Origin of the sequence: Lutimonas saemankumensis (genome assembly GCF_020171465.1) — a bacterium.
GTDB lineage: Bacteria > Bacteroidota > Bacteroidia > Flavobacteriales > Flavobacteriaceae > Lutimonas > Lutimonas saemankumensis.
Map to the genome: position 1 here is coordinate 1,346,266 of NZ_JAIUZR010000003.1, position 20,584 is coordinate 1,366,849.

18 protein-coding genes are annotated in these 20,584 nt (G+C 40.4%); 15 read left to right on the top strand and 3 right to left on the bottom strand.

All coding sequences use genetic code 11. From position 1 onward, the window contains the following. Window positions 1-64: 64 nt before the first annotated feature. From LCM02_RS07530 to LCM02_RS07580, 11 genes are all read left to right on the top strand, one after another. Window positions 65-2,308, top strand: coding sequence for a molybdopterin-containing oxidoreductase family protein (locus tag LCM02_RS07530; RefSeq protein WP_224927708.1), 2,244 nt, complete (start codon window positions 65-67; stop codon window positions 2,306-2,308). Then, complete coding sequence (locus LCM02_RS07535) at window positions 2,305-2,838, top strand: 4Fe-4S dicluster domain-containing protein (RefSeq protein ID WP_224927709.1); 534 nt, start codon at window positions 2,305-2,307, stop codon at window positions 2,836-2,838. Before LCM02_RS07530 ends, LCM02_RS07535 begins: the two co-directional genes overlap by 4 nt. 11 nt (window positions 2,839-2,849) lie before the next feature. Then, window positions 2,850-3,791: an NrfD/PsrC family molybdoenzyme membrane anchor subunit gene (gene nrfD / locus LCM02_RS07540; RefSeq protein ID WP_224927710.1), complete on the top strand. Its 942-nt coding sequence runs from the start codon at window positions 2,850-2,852 to the stop codon at window positions 3,789-3,791. Window positions 3,792-3,794: 3 nt separating this feature from the next. Further along, window positions 3,795-4,325, top strand: a complete 531-nt coding sequence (locus tag LCM02_RS07545) for a YeeE/YedE thiosulfate transporter family protein (protein WP_224927711.1) — start codon at window positions 3,795-3,797, stop codon at window positions 4,323-4,325. Window positions 4,326-4,342: 17 nt separating this feature from the next. Further along, window positions 4,343-4,933 (top strand): YeeE/YedE thiosulfate transporter family protein, encoded by a 591-nt coding sequence (locus tag LCM02_RS07550; RefSeq protein ID WP_224927712.1) that lies wholly within the window; start codon window positions 4,343-4,345, stop codon window positions 4,931-4,933. A gap of 11 nt (window positions 4,934-4,944) precedes the next feature. After that, window positions 4,945-5,613 carry a rhodanese-like domain-containing protein gene (locus tag LCM02_RS07555; RefSeq protein WP_224927713.1) on the top strand — a complete coding sequence of 223 codons (669 nt, stop codon included), beginning with the start codon at window positions 4,945-4,947 and terminating at the stop codon, window positions 5,611-5,613. A gap of 51 nt (window positions 5,614-5,664) precedes the next feature. Next, window positions 5,665-6,291, top strand: a complete 627-nt coding sequence (locus LCM02_RS07560; RefSeq protein WP_224927714.1) for a rhodanese-like domain-containing protein — start codon at window positions 5,665-5,667, stop codon at window positions 6,289-6,291. A 443-nt stretch (window positions 6,292-6,734) separates the two neighbouring features. Further along, complete coding sequence (locus LCM02_RS07565; RefSeq protein WP_224927715.1) at window positions 6,735-7,736, top strand: rhodanese-like domain-containing protein; 1,002 nt, start codon at window positions 6,735-6,737, stop codon at window positions 7,734-7,736. A gap of 36 nt (window positions 7,737-7,772) precedes the next feature. Beyond that, window positions 7,773-8,789 carry a rhodanese-like domain-containing protein gene (locus tag LCM02_RS07570; protein ID WP_224927716.1) on the top strand — a complete coding sequence of 339 codons (1,017 nt, stop codon included), beginning with the start codon at window positions 7,773-7,775 and terminating at the stop codon, window positions 8,787-8,789. Between the two features lie 17 nt (window positions 8,790-8,806). Next, window positions 8,807-9,859 (top strand): porin, encoded by a 1,053-nt coding sequence (locus LCM02_RS07575; RefSeq protein WP_224927717.1) that lies wholly within the window; start codon window positions 8,807-8,809, stop codon window positions 9,857-9,859. A 181-nt stretch (window positions 9,860-10,040) separates the two neighbouring features. Further along, window positions 10,041-10,694 carry a Crp/Fnr family transcriptional regulator gene (locus LCM02_RS07580; RefSeq protein ID WP_224927718.1) on the top strand — a complete coding sequence of 218 codons (654 nt, stop codon included), beginning with the start codon at window positions 10,041-10,043 and terminating at the stop codon, window positions 10,692-10,694. A 26-nt stretch (window positions 10,695-10,720) separates the two neighbouring features. Here the strand turns inward: LCM02_RS07580 and ligA are convergent, their stop codons facing one another. Further along, the gene (ligA, locus tag LCM02_RS07585) at window positions 10,721-12,718 is read right to left on the bottom strand and encodes an NAD-dependent DNA ligase LigA (protein WP_224927719.1); all 1,998 of its coding nucleotides are present in this window, start codon (window positions 12,716-12,718) and stop codon (window positions 10,721-10,723) included. 204 nt (window positions 12,719-12,922) lie between these two features. Between ligA and sqr the strand changes: the two genes are divergently transcribed. The 4 genes from sqr to LCM02_RS07605 are packed head-to-tail and all read left to right on the top strand — an operon-like array spanning window position 12,923 to window position 15,728. Beyond that, window positions 12,923-14,161, top strand: coding sequence for a type III sulfide quinone reductase, selenoprotein subtype (gene sqr / locus LCM02_RS07590; protein WP_224927720.1), 1,239 nt, complete (start codon window positions 12,923-12,925; stop codon window positions 14,159-14,161). After that, complete coding sequence (locus LCM02_RS07595) at window positions 14,158-14,847, top strand: DUF1641 domain-containing protein (RefSeq protein WP_224927721.1); 690 nt, start codon at window positions 14,158-14,160, stop codon at window positions 14,845-14,847. The genes sqr and LCM02_RS07595 overlap by 4 nt, the downstream gene beginning before the upstream one ends. A gap of 32 nt (window positions 14,848-14,879) precedes the next feature. Further along, on the top strand, window positions 14,880-15,191 hold the full coding sequence (locus LCM02_RS07600) for a TusE/DsrC/DsvC family sulfur relay protein (RefSeq protein WP_224927722.1): 312 nt from the start codon (window positions 14,880-14,882) through the stop codon (window positions 15,189-15,191). A 33-nt stretch (window positions 15,192-15,224) separates the two neighbouring features. Then, entirely contained in the window at window positions 15,225-15,728 is a 504-nt protein-coding gene (locus LCM02_RS07605; RefSeq protein ID WP_224927723.1) for a DsrE/DsrF/DrsH-like family protein, read from the top strand. 96 nt (window positions 15,729-15,824) lie between these two features. Here LCM02_RS07605 and LCM02_RS07610 read toward each other — a convergent pair whose 3' ends face one another. Further along, complete coding sequence (locus LCM02_RS07610) at window positions 15,825-17,417, bottom strand: efflux transporter outer membrane subunit (protein ID WP_224927724.1); 1,593 nt, start codon at window positions 17,415-17,417, stop codon at window positions 15,825-15,827. After that, window positions 17,410-20,583, bottom strand: coding sequence for an efflux RND transporter permease subunit (locus LCM02_RS07615; RefSeq protein WP_224927725.1), 3,174 nt, complete (start codon window positions 20,581-20,583; stop codon window positions 17,410-17,412). Before LCM02_RS07615 ends, LCM02_RS07610 begins: the two co-directional genes overlap by 8 nt. Between the last annotated feature and the right edge of the window lies 1 nt (window position 20,584).

Below are 20,584 nucleotides of genomic sequence, written 5' to 3' on the forward strand. Positions count from 1 at the left end.
TTACAATTGAAACAAGAGGGAAAAATTCATTCATGCATTTTCAATTCCATAAATTTCAATCGAGATGAACAATTCACGCAGGTCATTTATCAAGCTTTCTGCCCTGGGAGCAAGTGGTGTGGCTTTATCTTCTGCAGCATTTAGTGCAATTCCCATAAAAGACACAATAAATTCCGGAGTAGCTAAAATCGATCCTTTGCCGCTCAAAAGAACGGCTACTTATTGTGAGGTCTGTTTTTGGAAATGTGCAGCCTGGGCTTTTTCTGATGAACAAGGCACGATTCATAAGATCATTGGAAATCAAAATGACCCCCATTGTTTTGGGCGTTTGTGCCCAAGAGGAACCGGTGGGGTTGGAATGTACAGTGACAAGGACCGGTTAAAACACCCCTTGATTCGAACCGAAATCAATGGCAAACAGGAATTTAAAGAGGCCAGCTGGGAAGAGGCCCTGAATTTAGTTGCCAGTAAAATGCAAACCATAAAAGACCAATACGGGCCCGAATCTATGGCTTTGATCAAACACGGCTCGCCCGGAAGTCACCTTGAACACCTATTTAAGGCATATGGTTCTGACACAATCGCTGAGCCCGCTTATGCCCAGTGTAGGGGCCCACGAGAAACTGGTTTTGGACTGACTTTTGGTTCCTGGGTAGGTTCTCCCGAACCCACTGATATCAGAGATACAAAATGTCTCGTACTCATTGGCTCTCATTTAGGTGAAAATATGCATAACAGTCAGGTTCAGGAAATGTCCGATGCCATTGACAACGGAGCAAAGATCATAACAGTGGATCCAAGGTTCTCAACGGTTGCCAGTAAATCACAGTTTTGGCTCCCTATCAAACCGTCTACGGATATAGCGCTCCTCCTCTCATGGATGCATGTTTTGATTTATGAGGATCTCTACAACAAAGAGTATGTAGAAAAATATGGTCATGGTTTTAAAGCGCTTAAAAAGCATGTCAAACCATTCAGCCCGGAATGGGCCTATGGTATCACGGCCATTAAACCTGATCAAATCAGGAAAACTGCAAGAGCCATGGCCGCCGCGGCACCTTCAACAATTGTTCATCCCGGTAGGCATGTTACCTGGTACGGAGATGATTCCCAACGTGCAAGAGCCGTTGCCATTCTTAATGGCCTTCTGGGATCATGGGGAAACAAGGGTGGCTTTTATTTTAAAGAAAAAATCAAAATTCCAAAATACCCACATCCAAAATACCCACATCCAAAATGGGGATGGAAAGAGATCGGCGAAAAATTTCCATTTGCCGAAATGGGAAATACAACCGAAGTTATCAAAGCTTCTATAGCATCTGAAAATCAAAAATATCCCATTAAGGGATGGTTTGTGGCAGGAACAAATCTGGTTGCTTCCGTACCTCAAAAAAACATCATTGAGAAAGCCGTTGAATCACTCGAATTTATTGTGGTTATGGATACCATGCCCATGGAAATTACAGGCTATGCAGATGTAATACTCCCGGAATGCACCTATCTGGAACGCTATGACGGGTTGCGATCATCTCCTAACAGAGAACCTTCAGTTGCTTTAAGAGCCCCTGCCGTGGAACCTCAATACAACACGAAGCCTGCCTGGTGGATGGCGAAAGAATTAGGAAATCGTCTTGGGCTAGCCGATTATTTTGACTTTGAAAATATTGAAGAAGTGCTGGACTGGCAACTTAAGCAGATCGGCAGCTCGCTTAAAGAAATGAAAAAAATTGGTGTGAAAAATTTCAAGAGAAAATCGGGCCCTCTCTATCTGGAAAAAGGGAAACCTTATGAATTTCCGACCCAATCAGGAAAAATCGAATTTTATTCAGAGGAACTGGCCGGCATGGGACTTGATCCAATGCCCGTATACACTCCTCATGAAACGCCTGATTCCGGATTTTACAGACTTAACTATGGAAGATCTCCAATGCACACCTTCAGCAGAACCATCAACAATCCGAATCTAAGCGACTTAACGGATGAAAATACACTTTGGGTGAACCCAAAGGTTGCAAGAATAGAAAATTTGAAAAAGGGCCAGGAAGTCTGGCTCGAAAATCAGGATGGAATAGTATCGCAGTTTCCGATTAAAGTTCGCGTTACGGAAAGAATTCGATGGGACTCGGTTTATATGTACCATGGTTTTGGACATAATAATAAAAAATTATCCAGAGCCCATGGAAAAGGAATCAGCGATACTGATATGATAACAAGAATCAAGGTTGATCCGCTAATGGGTGGAACAGGCATGCGAGGTAATTTTGTAAAAATCCATGCTGAAAACCCGGCAAAAGAAGTACTGATATGAAATATGCAATGGTCATAGACACCTTAAAATGTGTGGGTTGCAGCGATTGTGTCGTTGCATGTCAAACTGAAAACCAGGTTCCTGTCGGTTATTGTCGTGACTGGGTTACTGAATCTGTAAACGGAAGTTATCCGAAGCTCAATTTGGAATTAAAATCAGAACGTTGTAATCAATGTGACAATGCACCTTGTGTCCGTTGTTGCCCAACCGGTGCAAGTCATAAAACTGAAGGAGGAATAGTTTTGGTTAAGGCTGATGAATGTATTGGTTGCGGTGCCTGTATCGCTTCTTGTCCTTATGATGCCAGATATCAGCACCCTGATGGCTACGTTGACAAATGTACTTTTTGTGCCCACAGGCTCAAAGAAGGCCAACTCCCCGCCTGTGTGTCTGTCTGTCCTACAAAATGCATGTATTTTGGAGATATTGAAGATCCTACCAGCAAAGTTTCTCATCTCCTAAAATCCAGAAAATATAAAGTTCTGGCTCCTGAAGCCGGAACCAAACCGAATGTTTATTATCTAATTTGACATATTGAATCATGCAAGAAGAACTATTCATAAGCGGAAGAAATATACCAAAGATCGATCCATCCCTGGAGGTCTGGCATTTTCCGATATCCCTCTATCTATTCTTAGGGGGCATGGCAGCCGGAATCATTTTCTTTGCTTCGCTTTTTACAATCCTGGGAAAAGAAAAAAAAGTGCAAACAGCCATAAAACCCGCAATGATCATTGTACTATTTGCCCTAAGTATCGGCTTAATTGCATTATTTTATGACCTTACCCACAAACTATATGTTTGGAGGCTATATACTACCCTAAGAGTTGAATCCCCGATGTCCTGGGGGGCCTGGGTACTTTTGTTTGTCACAGTCGCCAGCTTCTTATGGGTATTCAGCTATTTTTCCGAATTGTTCCCAAAGTGGTCCATTAAAACAGGTTGGCTTAAAAACTTTGAACGCTACCTGATCAATCACAGGAAGCAACTGGCGATCATACTGTTGCCTCTTTCTATAATTCTGGGAATCTACACGGGGATACTGCTGTCTGCATTTAATGCAAGGCCTTTATGGAATAATGCCATTTTGGGGCCTTTGTTTCTTGTTTCGGGCTTGTCAACCGGAGCTGCCTGTATCATTTTATTCTCCCGAGATCATATTGAAAGAAAGCTGTTCAGTAAAATAGACCTGGCTTTAATCATTATTGAACTTGCCCTTATTGCTCATATGCTAATGGGAATGTATGCGGGTTCAGCAGTTCAACTCGAAGCCCTTGACATACTGATTAGAGGAGAATATACCGTCATGTTTTTTGTATTTGTCATCTTATTAGGGTTGATGGTTCCAGCCCTCCTTGAAAGTATTGAGTTATTAGGATTTAAAGTTCCGGTGGCCATTCCCGCGCTATTAATCCTAATTGGAGGACTGATATTCAGGATGGTAATGATCGAAGCAGGTCAGTTAACTAGATACTTATATTGAGACATGGAAAAGAAAGAAAATCAAAATCGGCACATATACTGGAACCCTTATTTCGGTGGCTTCCTTTTAGGTCTGCTTATCCTGTTCACCTTTTATGTAACCGGGAGAGGTCTTGGAGCCAGTGGAGCTTTAAAAAGCAGCGTTGTAACAGTTGTCAATAAAGTATCTCCCGAGCACAGTGAAAGTAACGCCTACTACAGCAAGTTTCTGAAAGGATCAAATTCTCCGATGAATAACTGGCTTGTCTTTGAGGCGATAGGTGTAATCATGGGAGCTTTTCTTTCAGGTGTACTTACCGGAAGAATTCAATGGCGAACCCAGCATTCCCCTAAAATTACAGCCAGAAGGCGCCTGGTATTTGCCTTGATAGGTGGATTGCTGTTCGGGTTTGGAGCGCAAATCACAAGAGGATGTACCAGTGGAGCCGCTTTGAGTGGTATTTCCATGATGGCAACTGCAGGATTTATAAGTATGCTATCCATATTCGGTACCGGATATCTGGTAGCATATTTTTTTAGAAAAAACTGGATATAAACCACAAAAAAGAAATTATGGGACCACTTATTCCAAATGAAATCATACCCGTTGAATGGAACTTTGTATTGGCAATTCTGATAGGAATGGCTTTTGGCTTCATCATGGAAGCGTCAGGATTTTCTTCCTCGAGGAAACTTGTCGGAGTTTTTTACGGTTATGACTTTGCCGTCCTTAAGGTATTTCTAACTGCCTGTCTGGTTTCTTTGATTGGCCTGAGTTATATGAATTATCTGAACTGGATTGACCTGGATCAACTCTTTGTCCAGCCTACTTTTTTATGGGCATCCTTGATAGGAGGTGTTACAATGGGAGTCGGATTTCTTGCAGGTGGATTTTGCCCCGGAACCAGTCTTTGCGCCGTTGGGATAGGAAAAATTGACGGGATTATATTTACTATCGGCCTTTTTATAGGAATTTTAGTGTTTTCCGAATTATTTCATTGGATCGAACCCATTTATGAAGACTTTAATCTGGGACATGTTACCCTGGATGAAACTCTCGGAATATCCAGAGAAACCATAATTTTTGGATTTACGCTGTTAGCCATACTTGCTTTTGCCGTTTCAGATCGAATCAGAAAACGTACAAAAAAAATATTCTACTAAAACAAAACATCATGTCTGCCACATACAAAACCAAAAGAATCCTTGTCAAAAGAAGCTATCAATTCCTGGCTGTTTTATTGATTCTTCTTGCAGCGGGCCTTTTTCTGCTTCCGGATATACAAAAACATGAAGGCCTTTCCCCGGAACACTATGTTAAGAACATGTTGAGCTCAGAAAGATATATAAGTTCTGATGAACTTGCTGACCGGATAATCAATCAGGATCCCGCTTTGCTCATTATAGATACAAGATCCCCCGAAGCATTTGAAAAATACAGTCTTCCGAATGCCATCAATATTCCGGTATCAGAAATATTCAACCCGGAAAACAATATGTATCTGGATCAGGAAGTATACGATATTGTTTTGTATTCAAATGATCATTTTTTTGCCGAAGAGGTATGGATGATTGGAAACAGACTAGGATACCAAAGATTGTATGTGCTTCAAGGAGGCCTTAATGCCTGGTTTAATACGATCATCAAACCTCCGTTTCCGGATCAGACCATGCCTAATAAAGCTTTTGAATTGTATAATTTCAGAAAAGCAGCAGGCAAGTATTTTGGAGTTAATATGGATACCATTGAGGTCATAACAAAAATTAAAGTGGCTCCAGAACCTAAAAAAAAGGTGGTTCCAAAACCGAAGAAAAAGAAACGGATGCCTGAGGGTGGATGTTAGAAACAATAAGATATATGAATTGAATGATTTAGCTTACTCCAATAATAGATTATGAAAGAATTAGAAAAAACCAAGAGAATATCAATTTCAGCAATTCTCTTTTTACTCGTCCTCGTTGTTGGTTTCGTAACGATTAGAAAACCTGATGTGTTTTTCACGAAGGACTCAGATCACACCCTTCAGTTTTTAAATGATGACGCTTATATTATTCAGCTTGATTCGCTTGCTTTAATGGAGAAAGGGTCTTATTTGTTGATCGACAATAGAAGTAATTTTGAATACACAAAAGGACATATGGTCGATGCTGTTAATATTCCCCAAAATCAGATTTTAAAAAAAGAGTATCTCGATGTTATAAAAAATGCCGCGGCAAACAATAAAACGATCATTATATATAATGAAACTCCTGAGATAGCTAACAATTCATGTCTGCTTTTGTATCAGCTTGGCATTGAGAATTTAAAGCTACTTGCAGTAGATGCCTATTACCAGAGTGAAACCTTTAAAATTGTCGACAACACAATTGAGGATCCATTGTACGATTATGCTCAAACCATGAAAGAAGCGGGAATTGCCCCGGTGAAGAAAATAATACAAAAACAAAAAACTTTACCTCAAAAGAAAAAAGTTGTTACGAAACCCAAAAAGAAGAAGAAAATGCCGGAAGGAGGATGTTAAAATGCGAATCCTTAGGCTAAGTTAGTTGATTGTTTTGTTAAATGCCCTGCTCTTTGCAGGGCATTTTTTTTTTAAAAAAAATTGAAAGAACAGAGCCTGATTCGCCGATTTCTAAGTCAATTTTTAGTGTATAATTTTGGATTGTTTAGCCATGAACCCATGGAATGAAACCTTATCTCATATCAGATTATACCCATTGCTGTATCAAGGTAAATAATATCTAAACAATTGCCTTCTAAGCAACTGATTATATGGTTGTTACATACTGTTCATAAGGAATTAAAAGAAGTAACAACGGTATCTTTTTTATGTAACCTATGCTACTAAGCAAACTCATTCTGTATTAACATTTCATGAGAAATATCATGTTAATATGCTTACTCCAAAATTATTTTTAGGTCAAGTATAAACAGATAAATTATTGAATTTTAAAATTTTACATCATGAGAAAACTATCTTTTATTCTCGTAATTATGCTTTTGCCTGCTTGGATTTTACTAAGCGGATTTAAAGCAACCAATAGCAATTCTCTTACCGCAATTAATCCCCCTGGTGAATTTGAAACCTTGTTGGCATATTTAGAATCCAACAGGCCATTCATCAATACCGATGCTGCACCTGCCCTGATATCGGCTGATGAGGTTAAAAAGAATCTCAAAAATCCGAAATATCAAATCATTGACATTCGAAGTGAAAGCTGGTTCGAATACGGTCACGTAAAAAATGCCGTAAATGTTCATCCCACTCAACTTCTGAATCATTTTGAAAGCAGTATAGTTCCTTCCGATTTTGATAAAATCGTGCTAATCTGTTATTCAGGGCAGTCTGCAGCATATTTTACTAGTTTACTGAGAATTGCCGGGTATGACAATGTCTACAGTATGAACTGGGGAATGAGCTCATGGAGAGTGGATTTTGCTGAAAACTCCTGGTTGAAAAACACCTCTGACAGTTTTGTTTCCAAACTGGAAACCACCACAAATGATAAAGCTGAAAAGAATTCTAAACCTTCAATTAACACGGGTCAGAGTGAGGGTGAAAAGATCTTAAGAGACCGTCTTCAAAAAGCCTTTGAAACTCCCTATAAGGAGTACATCGTGAAATCAAGTGATGTGTTTGAAAATCCTGACAAATATTACATCGTTGACTATACGGGATCAGAAAATTATGCCAAGGGTCATATACCTTCAGCTGTTCAGTACGACCCACAGGGATCTTTAAGTTCTGCCAATGATTTATTAACACTTCCAACGGATAAAAGAATATTAGTATATGGTCCAACCGGCCAGGAAACAGCCTACGTAGTAGCCTATTTAAACATCCTGGGCTATGACGCTGGCAACCTTGCATATGGTGCCAACAGTTTTATGCACAAATCCTTAAAAGAAAATAACAGGGAAGCCTTCACTAAAAAACAAGTGAACATGTACCCGGTAATTGAATAAGAAAAACTCAAAATACTATCTATAAATAAAATAATTATGAAAAAAATAAATCTATTCGTCTTAGCATTATTATGTATACCGGCAATATTGCTCAGTTCCTGTGACAGAGGTGACGATATCAATCCGGAAAATCCAATTATGGAACCTGCATTTGATGTCATGAAAAGATATATGCTTGATAATCAACTGGATCTTGGGAATATATTGAGCGGACCTGGTGGAGAGGTCAAATTTGTTGCCGGTGCACCTGCCGAAGCTGATTTAGATGCCTTCCTAAACAAATATACGATTCTAGATATACGCTCAACGGAAGCGTTTAATTCCGGGCATATTCAGGGAGCAAAAAACATTGCATTTGCTGATATTCTCACCGAAGGTGATGCAGCTTCCAAAAGGATTCTTGTAGTTTGTTACACAGGCCAAACAGCTTGCTTTGCAACCTCCTTATTACGTCTTGCGGGCCATAGTGATGCTCAGGCACTAAAATGGGGAATGTCCGGCTGGAACGCAGATACATCGGGTCCATGGTATTCAAAAACAGGAGACGAAGCAAAAGGTCATACCAACTGGGCTGCACATAGTGCTCCTTCTAAAATCACTTACGAGGATCCGTTCATTGATATCTATTCTGCAGACGGAGCTGATATTTTAAAACAAAGAATTGAAGCAGTAGTTGCAGGAGGATTCAAAACCGCAAAAGGAACGGATGTATTGAATAACCCATCTAATTACTTTATCAATAATTATTTCAGCGATACGGATTATGGAAACTTCGGACATATTCAGGATGCATTCAGAATTAAAGAAGAATTAAAACTGGAAGGAAATGGAACCAACTATTTAAATCCGGAAAACAATGCAAAAGTCATCACATACTGCTATACCGGTCAAACTTCTGCTGTAATTACAGCTTGGTTGCAGGTACTTGGTTATGATGCCTACAGTATGACCTTTGGAATGAATGGTATCTATCATTCTAATCCGGCATGGGGACCAAATCAGTGGGGTGTAGGATCTTCTGTTCCTAAGAACTTACCATTGATCAAAAATTAATCTTCAATTCTGACATTATGAAAAACATCATTTCGATTTTTATCGTACTAGTCCTTGTTATGCTCAGCTCTCAGGTACAAGCCCAGGGTTGTGACGCAGAGGACCCTAATGACACCATAGCACCGCCAAAGATCAAACTTTTTGGTTTTATTCAACCCGAATACAATTACACCTTTTCTGACCCAGCTGAAAGCACTTTTAAGTTCAGAAGAGCAAGAATAGGTGTAAGAGGTCGATTGTTCGAAGATTTTACTTATTATTTCATGTTGGAAACAAGTCCATTTATTAATGGTGGAAATGAAGGAAGAGCATACCTGATGGATGCCTTTGTTACCTGGGACAAATACAACTGGGCCAGAATTGCAGTAGGTTCCTACAAACAGCCTTTTGGACTTGAAGTTCAAACCGCATGTAACGCATTAATCACCATTGACCGTGCCATTGTTTCGGACCAGCTTGTTGTCCCTCAAAGGGATTATGGTATCTCTGTCTGGGGTGGTAATGTGAATACCCGACTAAATTATGCAGTTGCCCTTATGAATGGTAAGGGATTACTCACAACAGATAACAACAATAAAAAGGATATCGTTGGGCGCGTAACCTACAAGCTTTTTGATTTTGTTACCATTGGAGGTAGTTTCAGATATGGTTACCCAAAGCTTAACAATGACGAAGACAGTAGAACCACTTATGGTGGGGAAATCCTTTTTGACATCAATAATCTTCATATACAAGGGGAATATATCTATGACGAGGGTGCTTATGACCCCGGAGCAGATGCCGGCTGTGGAGGTGAACCACTTGCCTTGGGAGAAAAAAGAGACGGAGCTTATGGCATGATCTGGTATGATACCAAGTGGAACCTGCAACCTGTTTTTAAATATGAGTTCTTTGATCAGGATCTTGACCTTAAGGATGTTCCTTATCGTTACAGCGAAAGAATGACTCTAGGCCTCAATTATTACTTTAACAAAGCCGTACGATTACAAGTCAATTATCAGGCCAACATTGAAACTGTAATCAATCAGGACAACGATAAATTCTTGGCACAAATTCAAGTAGTTTTCTAAGTATTTTATTTGTTTTGCTTGAATTCAGCCGGAATCGATTTTGGTGAAAACTCCCTGGTAAATTGCCAGGGAGTTTTTTTAGGTAACAAATGTTACAGTATGATAAATGTTCTATTTGCTCCTGTTTTTTTCATTTAATTTTGACTGAAACAATTTAACTTACTGCAGATCAACGAGAACAATGAATACACAGGAATTAATTTTAAGGGAAAAAATAGCTGAATATTATGGCTCTATTTTTGAAAAGGAGCTTGTCGAAGAAATCGTCAAAGTAGGATTTATCGATAAATACAAGCACGGTGAAATCCTTGTCGATATTGGTGAGAACATGACACATATCCCTCTAATACTCAACGGGGCTGTAAAGATCATAAGGAAGGAAAAAGAAGGCGAGGAACTCGTTTTATATTTTCTTGAAAAAGGAGATACCTGTGCCATTTCATTTATTAATTGTATCAATAGAAAAGAAAGTATCTTCAGGGCCGTGGTTGAAAATGATACAGAAGCCATTTTTTTACCGGTGGAATACATTGATGACTGGCTGGCCCTTTATAAAACCTGGAGACATTTTATCATTGACAGTTATCACTTCAGGCTTATTGAAATGGTCGAATCCATTGACGGACTTGCCTTTATGAATATGAACCAGCGACTGATGAAATATCTTGGGGACAAGGCCAAAATCAATCAAGATGTAAATCTTGAGATCACACATCAGGAAATTGCTGATGATCTCAACACTTCAAGAGTTGTTGTTACTCGTTTGCTGAAGCAATTGCACAATGAAGGTAAAGTTTATTCCACAAGAAATAAAGTACAGGTTCTTGAACTGTAATTAAGCTCTGTAATGATAAATTTGCTTCACAGCATATCCAAATAATCTTGCTCTGAAATCATGGGAACGCCAAGCGTCTCAGCTTTGGTTTTTTTACTTGGCCCCATATTGGCGCCGGCAATGACAAAATTCGTTTTTTTGGAAATGGACCCTGTAACCTTTCCTCCATTGTCCTCAATAGACTTTTTTAATTCATTACGAGACATGATCTCGAAAACCCCTGAAACCACGAAAACCTTACCTTTTAACAGTTCCGTTTGACCCTCCAGTTCTGTCTCATCCATAGACAACTGCAATCCATAATTCTCAAGCCTACTGATCAGGATCTGGTTTCCCTCATCTTTAAAAAACAATTCAATACTTTCAGCGATCTTCTCTCCTATTTCATCTACTTCGACCAGTTCCTCAAAACTCGCGGATTTCAGGGCATCAATGGACTTATAATGTCTGGCTAATTTTTTTGCAACCGTTTCTCCCACGAATCTGATTCCGAGAGCAAACAGGACTTTTTCAAAAGGAATCTTTTTGGAGGCCTCGATTCCATTAATCAGATTCCGGGCAGATTTTTCGGCCATTCTTTCGAGCGGAACAACCTGATCAATCTTTAATTCATACAAATCAGCGAAGTTGTGAATAAGATTATTTTTAAATAACAACTCTACCGATTCTGCCCCAAGCCCGTCAATATTCATGGCCTTACGACTCACAAAATGCTGGATTCTTCCCGTGATCTGAGTCGGACAACCAAATTCATTCGGGCAGAAATGCTTGGCATCACCATCCTTTCTTACCAACTCAGTTCCACAATCGGGACAATGCGTTATATACTGAACTGAAAGCGCATCGGGAGCACGGGCCTCCAGGTCAACCCCGACGATTTTAGGAATGATCTCCCCCCCTTTTTCCACATATACCCTGTCTTTCAGGTGAAGATCAATTTTTTCGATCTGATCTGCATTATGTAAAGAGGCTCTCTTCACAATCGTTCCTGCCAACTCAACAGGTTCCAGGTTCGCCACAGGAGTTATCGCACCGGTTCGGCCTACCTGATAAGTAACCTCATTCAATATCGTACTTACCTGTTCTGCCTTGAACTTGTAGGCAAGGGCCCATCGCGGAGATTTGGAAGTATAACCCAGCTCTTCCTGATAATGTAAAGAGTTCACTTTTATAACCACCCCGTCAGTTTCGTAGGGCAATTCATGTCTTTTTGTATCCCACAGGTTGAGAAAGTCCATTATTTCTTCTACATTCTTACAGATACGAATGGTTTTTGGAATTTTAAAACCAAGTGATTTCGCATATTTTAAAGTCTCAAAATGAGTTTTGAAGGGATTATCCGCAATTACAACCTGATATAACAAACAATCCAGGGGCCTGGCAGCTACCTCGGTACTGTCCTGAAGTTTCAAACTTCCACTTGCAGTGTTTCTGGGGTTTCTATAGGGGTCCTCCCCTGCCTCAATCCTTTCCTTGTTCATTTTTTCGAATCCCTCAAGTGGAAGAATGATCTCTCCTCGGATATCGAATGAATTTAGTTTGCCATTTTTTAAAACAAGAGGAATAGAGCGAATCGTTTTAATATTCGCTGTGACATCATCCCCCATAAATCCATCTCCTCGAGTGACCGCCCTCACAAACTGATCATTTTCATAACTCAGATTGATGGAAGCACCGTCATATTTTAATTCACAGGTAAATTCAAGATCCACATCCCCCAATATCCTTTGAATTCTCTTTTCCCAGTCAAGAATATCCTCCTTTGAATACGAATTATCAAGAGAATACATCCTGTTCACATGGGTTACCGTTTCAAAATTTTTCGTAATCTCACCTCCAACCCGCTGTGTGGGAGAATTATGATCCTCAAATTCCGGATGATCCTTTTCCAGCTGAAGAAGTTCTTTTAACTTCATATCAAATTCATAATCTGATATAGTTGGTTGATCAAGAACATAATAGTTATAGTTATGTTGTCGTAGTTCTTCTCTTAAATCATTGATCTTCTTTTCTACTGGAGTCATCAAATGTTGTATTTAGGCACTAAAAATAATCTTTTTTTTATTTTTTTTTAATTTGAATACAGGTCTTATATAAAAAATACCTCAGCCTTTGTGTCACTTAAGTTACTGAAAATAGTGACTTTACGATCAAAAATATGATTTAAATCACATATTGAAAAAAAACCTCGCTCTATCTTTGTGCTATAATTAATTAAGACAAATATTATGAAGAAGCTAGTGATTTTAGGAGCTGGAACAGCCGGAACAATGATGCTGAACAAATTGCATCATGAACTCGATAGAGAGGAATGGGAAATCACAATTGTAGATCAGTACAAAACGCATTATTATCAACCCGGGTTTTTATTTATTCCATTTGGAATTTATAACAAGAAAGATGTCATTAAACCCAAATATGACTTTTTCCCTCCAGGTGTAAACGTGATCTTCAGCCCGATCGATAAAATTGTAGGTGAAGAGAACAAGGTATTGCTCGAGGATGGAAAAGTACTGAATTACGATTTTTTGATCATCGCAACGGGTACGGAGACAAGACCTTCTGAAACGGAAGGGTTACAAGACAAATTATGGTATAAAGACATTTTTGACTTTTATACGGTTGAAGGTGCAGTCGCCTTGCAAAAGCGCTTTAAAGACTGGGAAGGTGGAAAACTGGTTATGTGTATTCCTGAATTACCCTATAAGTGTCCCGTGGCACCCATAGAGTTTGTATGTCTTGCGGAAGCCTATTTTGCTGAACGTGGAATGAGAGATAAAGTAGACATTACTTATGTTACTTTAATGTCAGGTGCTTTCACAAAACCCGTAGCGTCAAAAGTACTGGGAGATCTTTTAGAAGAAAAGAACATTAAGGTAGAAGCTGATTTCTATTTAAGTCATGTAGATAACGAAAACAAAAAGATTGTCTCTTACGATGACCGGGAAATTGATTTTGATATTTTAACCATTGTTCCCGTAAATATGGGATCAGATATGATCGAAAGAAGTGGATTAGGTGATGACATGAATTATGTTCCCACGGACAAACATACCTTACAATCAAAACAATTTGAAAATATCTTTGTCATTGGAGATGCCTCAAATATTCCAACGTCAAAAGCAGGATCTGTAGCACATTTCGCTGCTGAAATCCTAACAGAGAACATCTTAGCCGCCGTAGAAGGACGAGAATTACCTGCTAAGTTTGATGGTCACGCTAACTGTTATATTGAAACAGGTTACGGAAAAGGAGCATTGATCGATTTCAATTATGAAACTGAGCCCCTTCCAGGGACCTTCCCTTTACCTGGAATCGGACCCTTTGGATTATTGAAGAACACCAAAATGAACCACTACGGGAAAATCTTGTTTAGATGGATCTACTGGCACATTTTGCTCAAGGGAAGAGAATTACCCATTGAAGCCGATATGACCATGGCCGGTAAAAAAAGAGTGACAGCATGAAAACGATAGCAGAAGATACAAATATTCAAATGCAGATTGATGCACTTGATAAAAAAATGGACATGATACTGGGCTATGTCCAGCAACAAAATTCGCAATCAAGAATGATTGAGGATCTTGTTAGCGACCTCAGTATCGTTGGAAAGGATGCTTATGAATCAACAGTTGCTGAGCTTGACAAAAGACAGGTTGAACTGGATCCGTCCGAACTGACAGGATTGGCCGTATCGTTTCTTAGAAATGTAGGGAATATTAAAGCCGTAATGGATACCCTTGAGATGGCAGTGGACCTGGGTAAAGAAGTTGGCCCAATAGCGAATGAGGTAATCATTGACTTTACAAAACAAATGAATTCTCTCGAGGAAAAAGGATATTTTGACTTTATACGAGAAATCGGGCCTGTGGTAGACAATATTGTTCAGGGATTCAGTCCTCAGGACCTAAAGGAACTTGCCAATAGCATCGTTTCAATTCTAAACATTGTCAAAGAAATGACCCAGCCCGAGGTTTTAAATACCATGCAAAATGCCATTAAAGCATTTAACAGTATGGAAACTGAAAGCGTTCCTTCCTACTCAGTCTGGAAACTGATGAGAGAAATGAACAGCCCCGAAATGCAAAAAGCACTGGGTTACGGAATAACTTTTATGAAAAATGTCTCTAGAGACGTAAGTATAGAAAAATAAACAATTAAATAAATAACTTAAATAATAATATTATGGCTTTACAAACAATCGCAGGAGCACAGATCAATGTATCAGAAGATGGATATCTTGAAAATATGAATGAATGGAATGAAGACGTTGCAAGAGAAATCGCCAGTGAAATTGGTATCGAGTTAACGGATAAACATTTCGAGGTTTTGAACTATTTAAGAGACAAAACTGAAGCAGGTGAATCTTTAACAATAAGAAAGGTCGGGAAATCAGGAATAACTGACATCAAAGGACTTTACAAACTTTTCCCTAAAGGGCCTCTAAAATACTCAGCAAGAATCGCTGGTATTCCAAAACCCGCAAGTTGTGTGTAAAAGATCAATTCCTTCAATGTAAAATATAGAATTATGAGTACAGAAGAAAAAAAACCATTAGAAAAAGTATGTATTATTTGCGCCAAAGGATCTTTGGAAGATGTATATGCAACATTAGTAATGGCAAACGGTGCCGTTATGGAAGGTATTGAAACAAACGTATTCTTTACTTTCTTCGGACTGGATGGAATTACTAAGGAACGTCTGAACAGCTTACATACAGCTACAACCGGAAATCCGGCCATGCGAATGCCGGGAGGGCTTCCATTCCCAACCATGCTTGGAGGTTTGCCTGGAGTTGAAGCAGGGGTGTCTAAAATGATGCGTAATCAGATGGAAGAACTGGATATTCCTCCTGTTGATGAGTTCCTTGAAATGATTACGGCAGGTGGTGGAACAATTTATGCCTGTAAACTGGCTGTGGATATGTTCAAACTGGAAAAAGAGGACCTTCATGAAGAAGTAGATTCGATCATCACGATTGGAGATTTCTACGGACTTTGCGATGGTGACAGAACACAAATTATCTTTACATAAAAATATTAATCCCTGGCAATCCATACCAGGGATTTTGTGTTGATTTTTTTAGCAAGAGCGGCTGCAGTAAAATGCGGCCGTTTTTTATTGGTCCGTTTAATTGGCTGATTGTCTTGCGGCCTTGCGCATTTCACGCTCTTTACGATTCAGTTCCTTTCGTTGTTCCTTACGTTGTTGTTCCTGTTCAGGTGTCAAATAATAATCCACTAACTGGCCTGCATAATAAAGGCTGTCCCGATCAATCTCAGACTCATCAACATTTAATTCATCTGCCAATTGAAGGGCGTATTTTTCAAGTTCGGCCTCGGTAACCCAACCTCCTCCAAGGGATTTATAAAGTCCTATGTAAGCACTGAGCAATCGCTGATAATTTTCAGAGTAACTAAGTCGGGCTTCGAATTCCTGTCGCTGGTTTTCAATCACTTCAAGATAACTGGTTACCCCTTGAAAGTATCTCTGCCTTGACAAGTAACTCGCATTTTCAGCAGCTGCCAGTTTATATTCATTCGCTGCAAGCTCATCCCGTAAAGTCTGCAAAGAGATTAAGGAATTATCTACTTCCAGAAGCGCCGTTAAAACGGTATTCTCATAAGAAAAAAGGGACTGCCTGGCAAGTTCGCGCTCGATATCCACGCGACGAACATTTTTTCCCCATTCGAATAATGGCCCTAAAAGACTTGCCCCTGCGCTCCATCCTAATCCATTATCCAATAAGTTCGAAAGATCATTGGATCCAACGCCTAAGGCTCCGGTAAGGCTAATCGCCGGAAACCTCATCGCCTGTGCCACACCAATTCGGGCATTTTGTGCTCTATATAGCTGTGCAGCCTCCATAACATCGGGCCTTCTTGCCAATAATTCCGACGGGATTCCGTGAGGTACAGAATCAGGAACACTGTACTCAATAAGCGTCTTTGGAGTTAAAATTCCTCCCGGGTTTTTTCCCAATAGTATACTTAAATTATTCTCAGCAAAACCAATCTCACGACGGAACGTAGGAACAGAAACCTCTGCAATAGCTTTCTGGATCTCAGCCTGGTTCACATCAATAATATGCGTATAACCCTCATCAAAACGAGCCTGAATGATCTGTAACGAGGTGTCACGAGAGGCCAGCGTTTTCTCTGAAATATCGAGTCTTGTCTTGAAATCTAGCAATTGAAAATAATTAATGGCGACCTCACTGATCAACGCAACCTCTATGGCACGCTTCCCGTAAAAAGAGGCCATTAATTCAGCCTGGGCGGCCTCATTACCTCTTCGGAACTTTCCCCAGAAATCCAGTTCCCAATTCACAGTGCCATTCACTCCATAGGTCTCGAGATTTTGATCAAGGGGCTGGCCAAATAACTGATTTTGAACCGAGGCATCCGCCTGTACACCAAATTTTGGACCCATATCCGCCTTATTGAATTTGTAATTTGCACGAGCCTGCTCGATTCGACTTGCAGCGATCAAAAGGTTTTTATTTTCGCGTAGGGCAACATGAATCAGTGTATCAAGTGTAGGGTCATTAAAGATCTCCCACCATTTGAAATTGATGATACTATCCGTTTTTTTTGTGGCAAACCTAAAATCAGCCGGAGTTGTGTCTTCAGGTTCCACATAGTTTGGCCCCACCTTACACGAAACCACAAACAACATAGTCATCAAGCCCAGCGTACCGTATGTAATAAGTTTCTTAGTCATTGCTTTCTGTTGATTTTTGTTCCAAGGCCATTGCCTTTTCACGTTGTTTTTCATAGCCAAATAATTTTCCGATCAAAACAAATAGCATTGGGTATAGAAATACTCCAAGAAATGTTGCTATCGTCATTCCTCCCAGTAGGGCCATTCCCATCACTTTTCTTGCCTCTGCACCCGATCCGGAGGCCACTACCAAGGGCAACACTCCAAGAATAAAAGAGAAGGCAGTCATTAATATCGGCCTGAAACGGGATTTAGCAGCTTCCATAGCCGAATCGAAAAGGCTTTTTCCCGTGGCAAATTCTTCATTCGCGAATTCAATGATCAGGATGGCGTTCTTGGCAGCCATTCCGATAAGCATCACAAAGGAAACCTGGGCAAAGATGTTGTTCTCGAAAGAAGGGCTGATAAATCTGGATACCCATAAAAAGAACAAAGCTCCAAAGATGGCAAATGGTGTTCCCATCAAGATCGATAAAGGAAGAGACCAGCTTTCATACTGAGCGGCAAGTATCAGAAATACAAATACCAAAGAAAAAATCAAGATGGTCCCTAAAGAGCCTGAAGCCTTCTTTTCCTGAAAGGACATGGCATTCCAGCTGTAGGTCATATCTGCCGGTAAAGTTTCAGCCGCAACTCGTTCCAATGCTTCCATGGCCTGTGCTGATGTATAACCCGGAGCCGGAACCCCGGTCACTTCAACCGCCCTGAACAAATTAAATCGATTCGTATAATCAGGTCCGTAAACAGGCTTAATACTTACTATTGTTCCCAAAGGAACCATATCACCATCCTTATTGGGGACAAAGAATTTATTAATTTGACTTTCATCAACGCGATATTCAGGTTCAGCCTGAATATAGGTCTTGTACAGACGTCCAAAACGCGTGAAATCGTTGACGTAGGAGCCTCCCATAAATGATCCAATCGTCTGGTAAAGATCATTCAGTGACACCCCTAATTTCAAGGCCTTCTCTTTGTCAATATCCATATAACGCTGAGGAACGGTAGACTGAAAAGGTGTGAAAGCATTAAACACTTCCGGCTGTTCTGCCGCAGCCCTCACGAATTTCATGGCATTTTCCTGAAGGTAATTGGCGGAATTACCTCCTCTGTCCTGAATCATGATGCTGTATCCCGATCCATTACCCAATCCCGGAATAGCAGGTGGACCAAACGAAAACGCCTGTGCTCCTTTGATCTGAACAGCCAGCCTGGCATTTAGTTTCTGAATCACCTCATCAGCTGTTAAATCACGCTCACTCCAATCCTTTAAAGAAAGAAAAAAGAAGCCATTATTAGGAACCATTGACCCCGAAAGCAAACTATACCCAGTAGCGGTAGTTGTATACTCCACTTCAGGCATACTCATTAAAATTTCTTCTATCTCTTTTGCAATCTCATCAGATCTTTGAATTGACGAGGCATTAGGAAGTTGTACATTGACATAGAAATAACCCATATCCTCCTCCGGGATAAATCCGCCGGGCACCAGTTTGAAGAAGACCCCTGCCGCAATTGTCATGATCAGGATAAAGGCAACACTTCGCTTTAGCTTTCTAGTTACAACATTGGTAAAACTCATATAACCCTCAGTTGAGCGTTCCATGCCCTGGTTGAACTTGCCGAAAAACCAGCCCAAGGGCCCTTTATAGGGTTTAGGTTCCTTCAACAATATCGAACAAAGAGCCGGACTCAAAGTCAGGGCATTCACCGATGACACAAGTACAGATACTACAATCGTAATCGCAAATTGTTGATATAAAATACCCGTAATTCCTGCCATACCCGCAACAGGTACAAACACTGCTACTAAAACAAGCGTTGTGGCAATAACGGGAGCTGTAACTTTTGCCATAGCATCATTCGTCGCCTCCTTCGTGCTCATCCCTTTTTCAATATTCACCTGCACTGCTTCAACCACAACGATAGCATCATCTACCACGATACCAATAGCAAGTACCAATCCAAGCAAGGACAATACATTAATCGTGAATCCCAGCATTGGGAAAAAAGCAAAGGCACCTATCAGTGATACAGGAATTGCCAGGGTAGGAATGATTGTTGCCCGCCAGTCTTGAATAAAAATAAATACCACAAGTATCACCAAAACTAAAGCGATAAACAGCGTTGTGATAATCTCCTGGATTCCTGCCGTAATGGCTGTAGTGGTATCCAGCGAGAGGTCATATTTCATTCCTTCCGGAAAATCTTTCTCCAACTCATTCATCTGTGCGGTAATGGTTTCAACCAGGTTCACGGCATTTGCTCCAGGTGCCTGATAAATCGCTACAATAGCGCAAGTCTCCTTGTTCAGGCGAGCGCGCATATTATAGGTTTCAACACCCAACTCCACCGTTGCAATATCCTTTATTTTAACCTGCGACCCATCCGAATTGGTTCTTACCACAATCTCTTCAAAAGCCTTTGGAGAATTAAATCTTTCCGGAAGTCTGACCGTATACGTAAACTCGGTGCCTGGAGGGGCCGGTTCTGCTCCAAATTTACCCCCTGGAACAATAATGTTTTGCTGGTTGATGGCATTCATGATCTCTGGAACAGCAATCCCCAAAGAAGCCAGACGATCCGGTTTCACCCAGATTCGCATTGAATAATTTGCTGCTCCCAGTACATCTACACGTCCAACCCCTTTTGTACGCGCCAGTTTATCTTTAATGTTGATCAGCGCGTAATTGTTCAAAAACTCCTGATCGTACCTACCGTCCGATGTGAGCGTATACAAACCCACAAAGTTTGGAAATGATTTTTGTGTTGTGATCCCGTATTTAGTAACTTCAGCAGGTAGCTTGGCAGTCGCAGCAGAAACCCGGTTCTGGGCCAAAACGGTATTCATATCCGGGTCAGTACCCACATCAAAGGAGATATCTATCACCATAGTTCCGTCATTGGAATTGGTAGATTTCATATAGATCATGTTGTCGACCCCGTTGATCTCCTGTTCAAGGGGCGTGGCAACAGATTCTTCCACATTGATAGCATTCGCTCCGGTGTAAGTAGCTCTTACCTGAACGATTGGAGGCGTGAAATTCGGGTATTGTTCAACAGGAAGGCCTATCAGTGATACCATTCCCACAATAACTATAACTATGGCAATTACCATAGCCACAATTGGACGTCTTACGAAAAAATTACCTTTACTTGTAGCCATA

Bases quoted from the DNA above. Each gene is read 5' to 3' on its own strand.
- sqr (WP_224927720.1), top strand. From the start codon at position 12,923: ATGAAGAAGCTAGTGATTTTAGGAGCTGGAACAGCCGGAACAATGATG.
- nrfD (WP_224927710.1), top strand. From the start codon at position 2,850: ATGCAAGAAGAACTATTCATAAGCGGAAGAAATATACCAAAGATCGAT.
- LCM02_RS07565 (WP_224927715.1), top strand. From the start codon at position 6,735: ATGAGAAAACTATCTTTTATTCTCGTAATTATGCTTTTGCCTGCTTGG.
- LCM02_RS07555 (WP_224927713.1), top strand. From the start codon at position 4,945: ATGTCTGCCACATACAAAACCAAAAGAATCCTTGTCAAAAGAAGCTAT.
- LCM02_RS07605 (WP_224927723.1), top strand. From the start codon at position 15,225: ATGAGTACAGAAGAAAAAAAACCATTAGAAAAAGTATGTATTATTTGC.
- LCM02_RS07580 (WP_224927718.1), top strand. From the start codon at position 10,041: ATGAATACACAGGAATTAATTTTAAGGGAAAAAATAGCTGAATATTAT.
- LCM02_RS07550 (WP_224927712.1), top strand. From the start codon at position 4,343: ATGGGACCACTTATTCCAAATGAAATCATACCCGTTGAATGGAACTTT.
- LCM02_RS07535 (WP_224927709.1), top strand. From the start codon at position 2,305: ATGAAATATGCAATGGTCATAGACACCTTAAAATGTGTGGGTTGCAGC.
- LCM02_RS07530 (WP_224927708.1), top strand. From the start codon at position 65: ATGAACAATTCACGCAGGTCATTTATCAAGCTTTCTGCCCTGGGAGCA.
- ligA (WP_224927719.1), bottom strand. From the start codon at position 12,718: ATGACTCCAGTAGAAAAGAAGATCAATGATTTAAGAGAAGAACTACGA.
- LCM02_RS07570 (WP_224927716.1), top strand. From the start codon at position 7,773: ATGAAAAAAATAAATCTATTCGTCTTAGCATTATTATGTATACCGGCA.
- LCM02_RS07545 (WP_224927711.1), top strand. From the start codon at position 3,795: ATGGAAAAGAAAGAAAATCAAAATCGGCACATATACTGGAACCCTTAT.
- LCM02_RS07575 (WP_224927717.1), top strand. From the start codon at position 8,807: ATGAAAAACATCATTTCGATTTTTATCGTACTAGTCCTTGTTATGCTC.
- LCM02_RS07610 (WP_224927724.1), bottom strand. From the start codon at position 17,417: ATGACTAAGAAACTTATTACATACGGTACGCTGGGCTTGATGACTATG.
- LCM02_RS07600 (WP_224927722.1), top strand. From the start codon at position 14,880: ATGGCTTTACAAACAATCGCAGGAGCACAGATCAATGTATCAGAAGAT.
- LCM02_RS07560 (WP_224927714.1), top strand. From the start codon at position 5,665: ATGAAAGAATTAGAAAAAACCAAGAGAATATCAATTTCAGCAATTCTC.
- LCM02_RS07615 (WP_224927725.1), bottom strand. From the start codon at position 20,583: ATGGCTACAAGTAAAGGTAATTTTTTCGTAAGACGTCCAATTGTGGCT.
- LCM02_RS07595 (WP_224927721.1), top strand. From the start codon at position 14,158: ATGAAAACGATAGCAGAAGATACAAATATTCAAATGCAGATTGATGCA.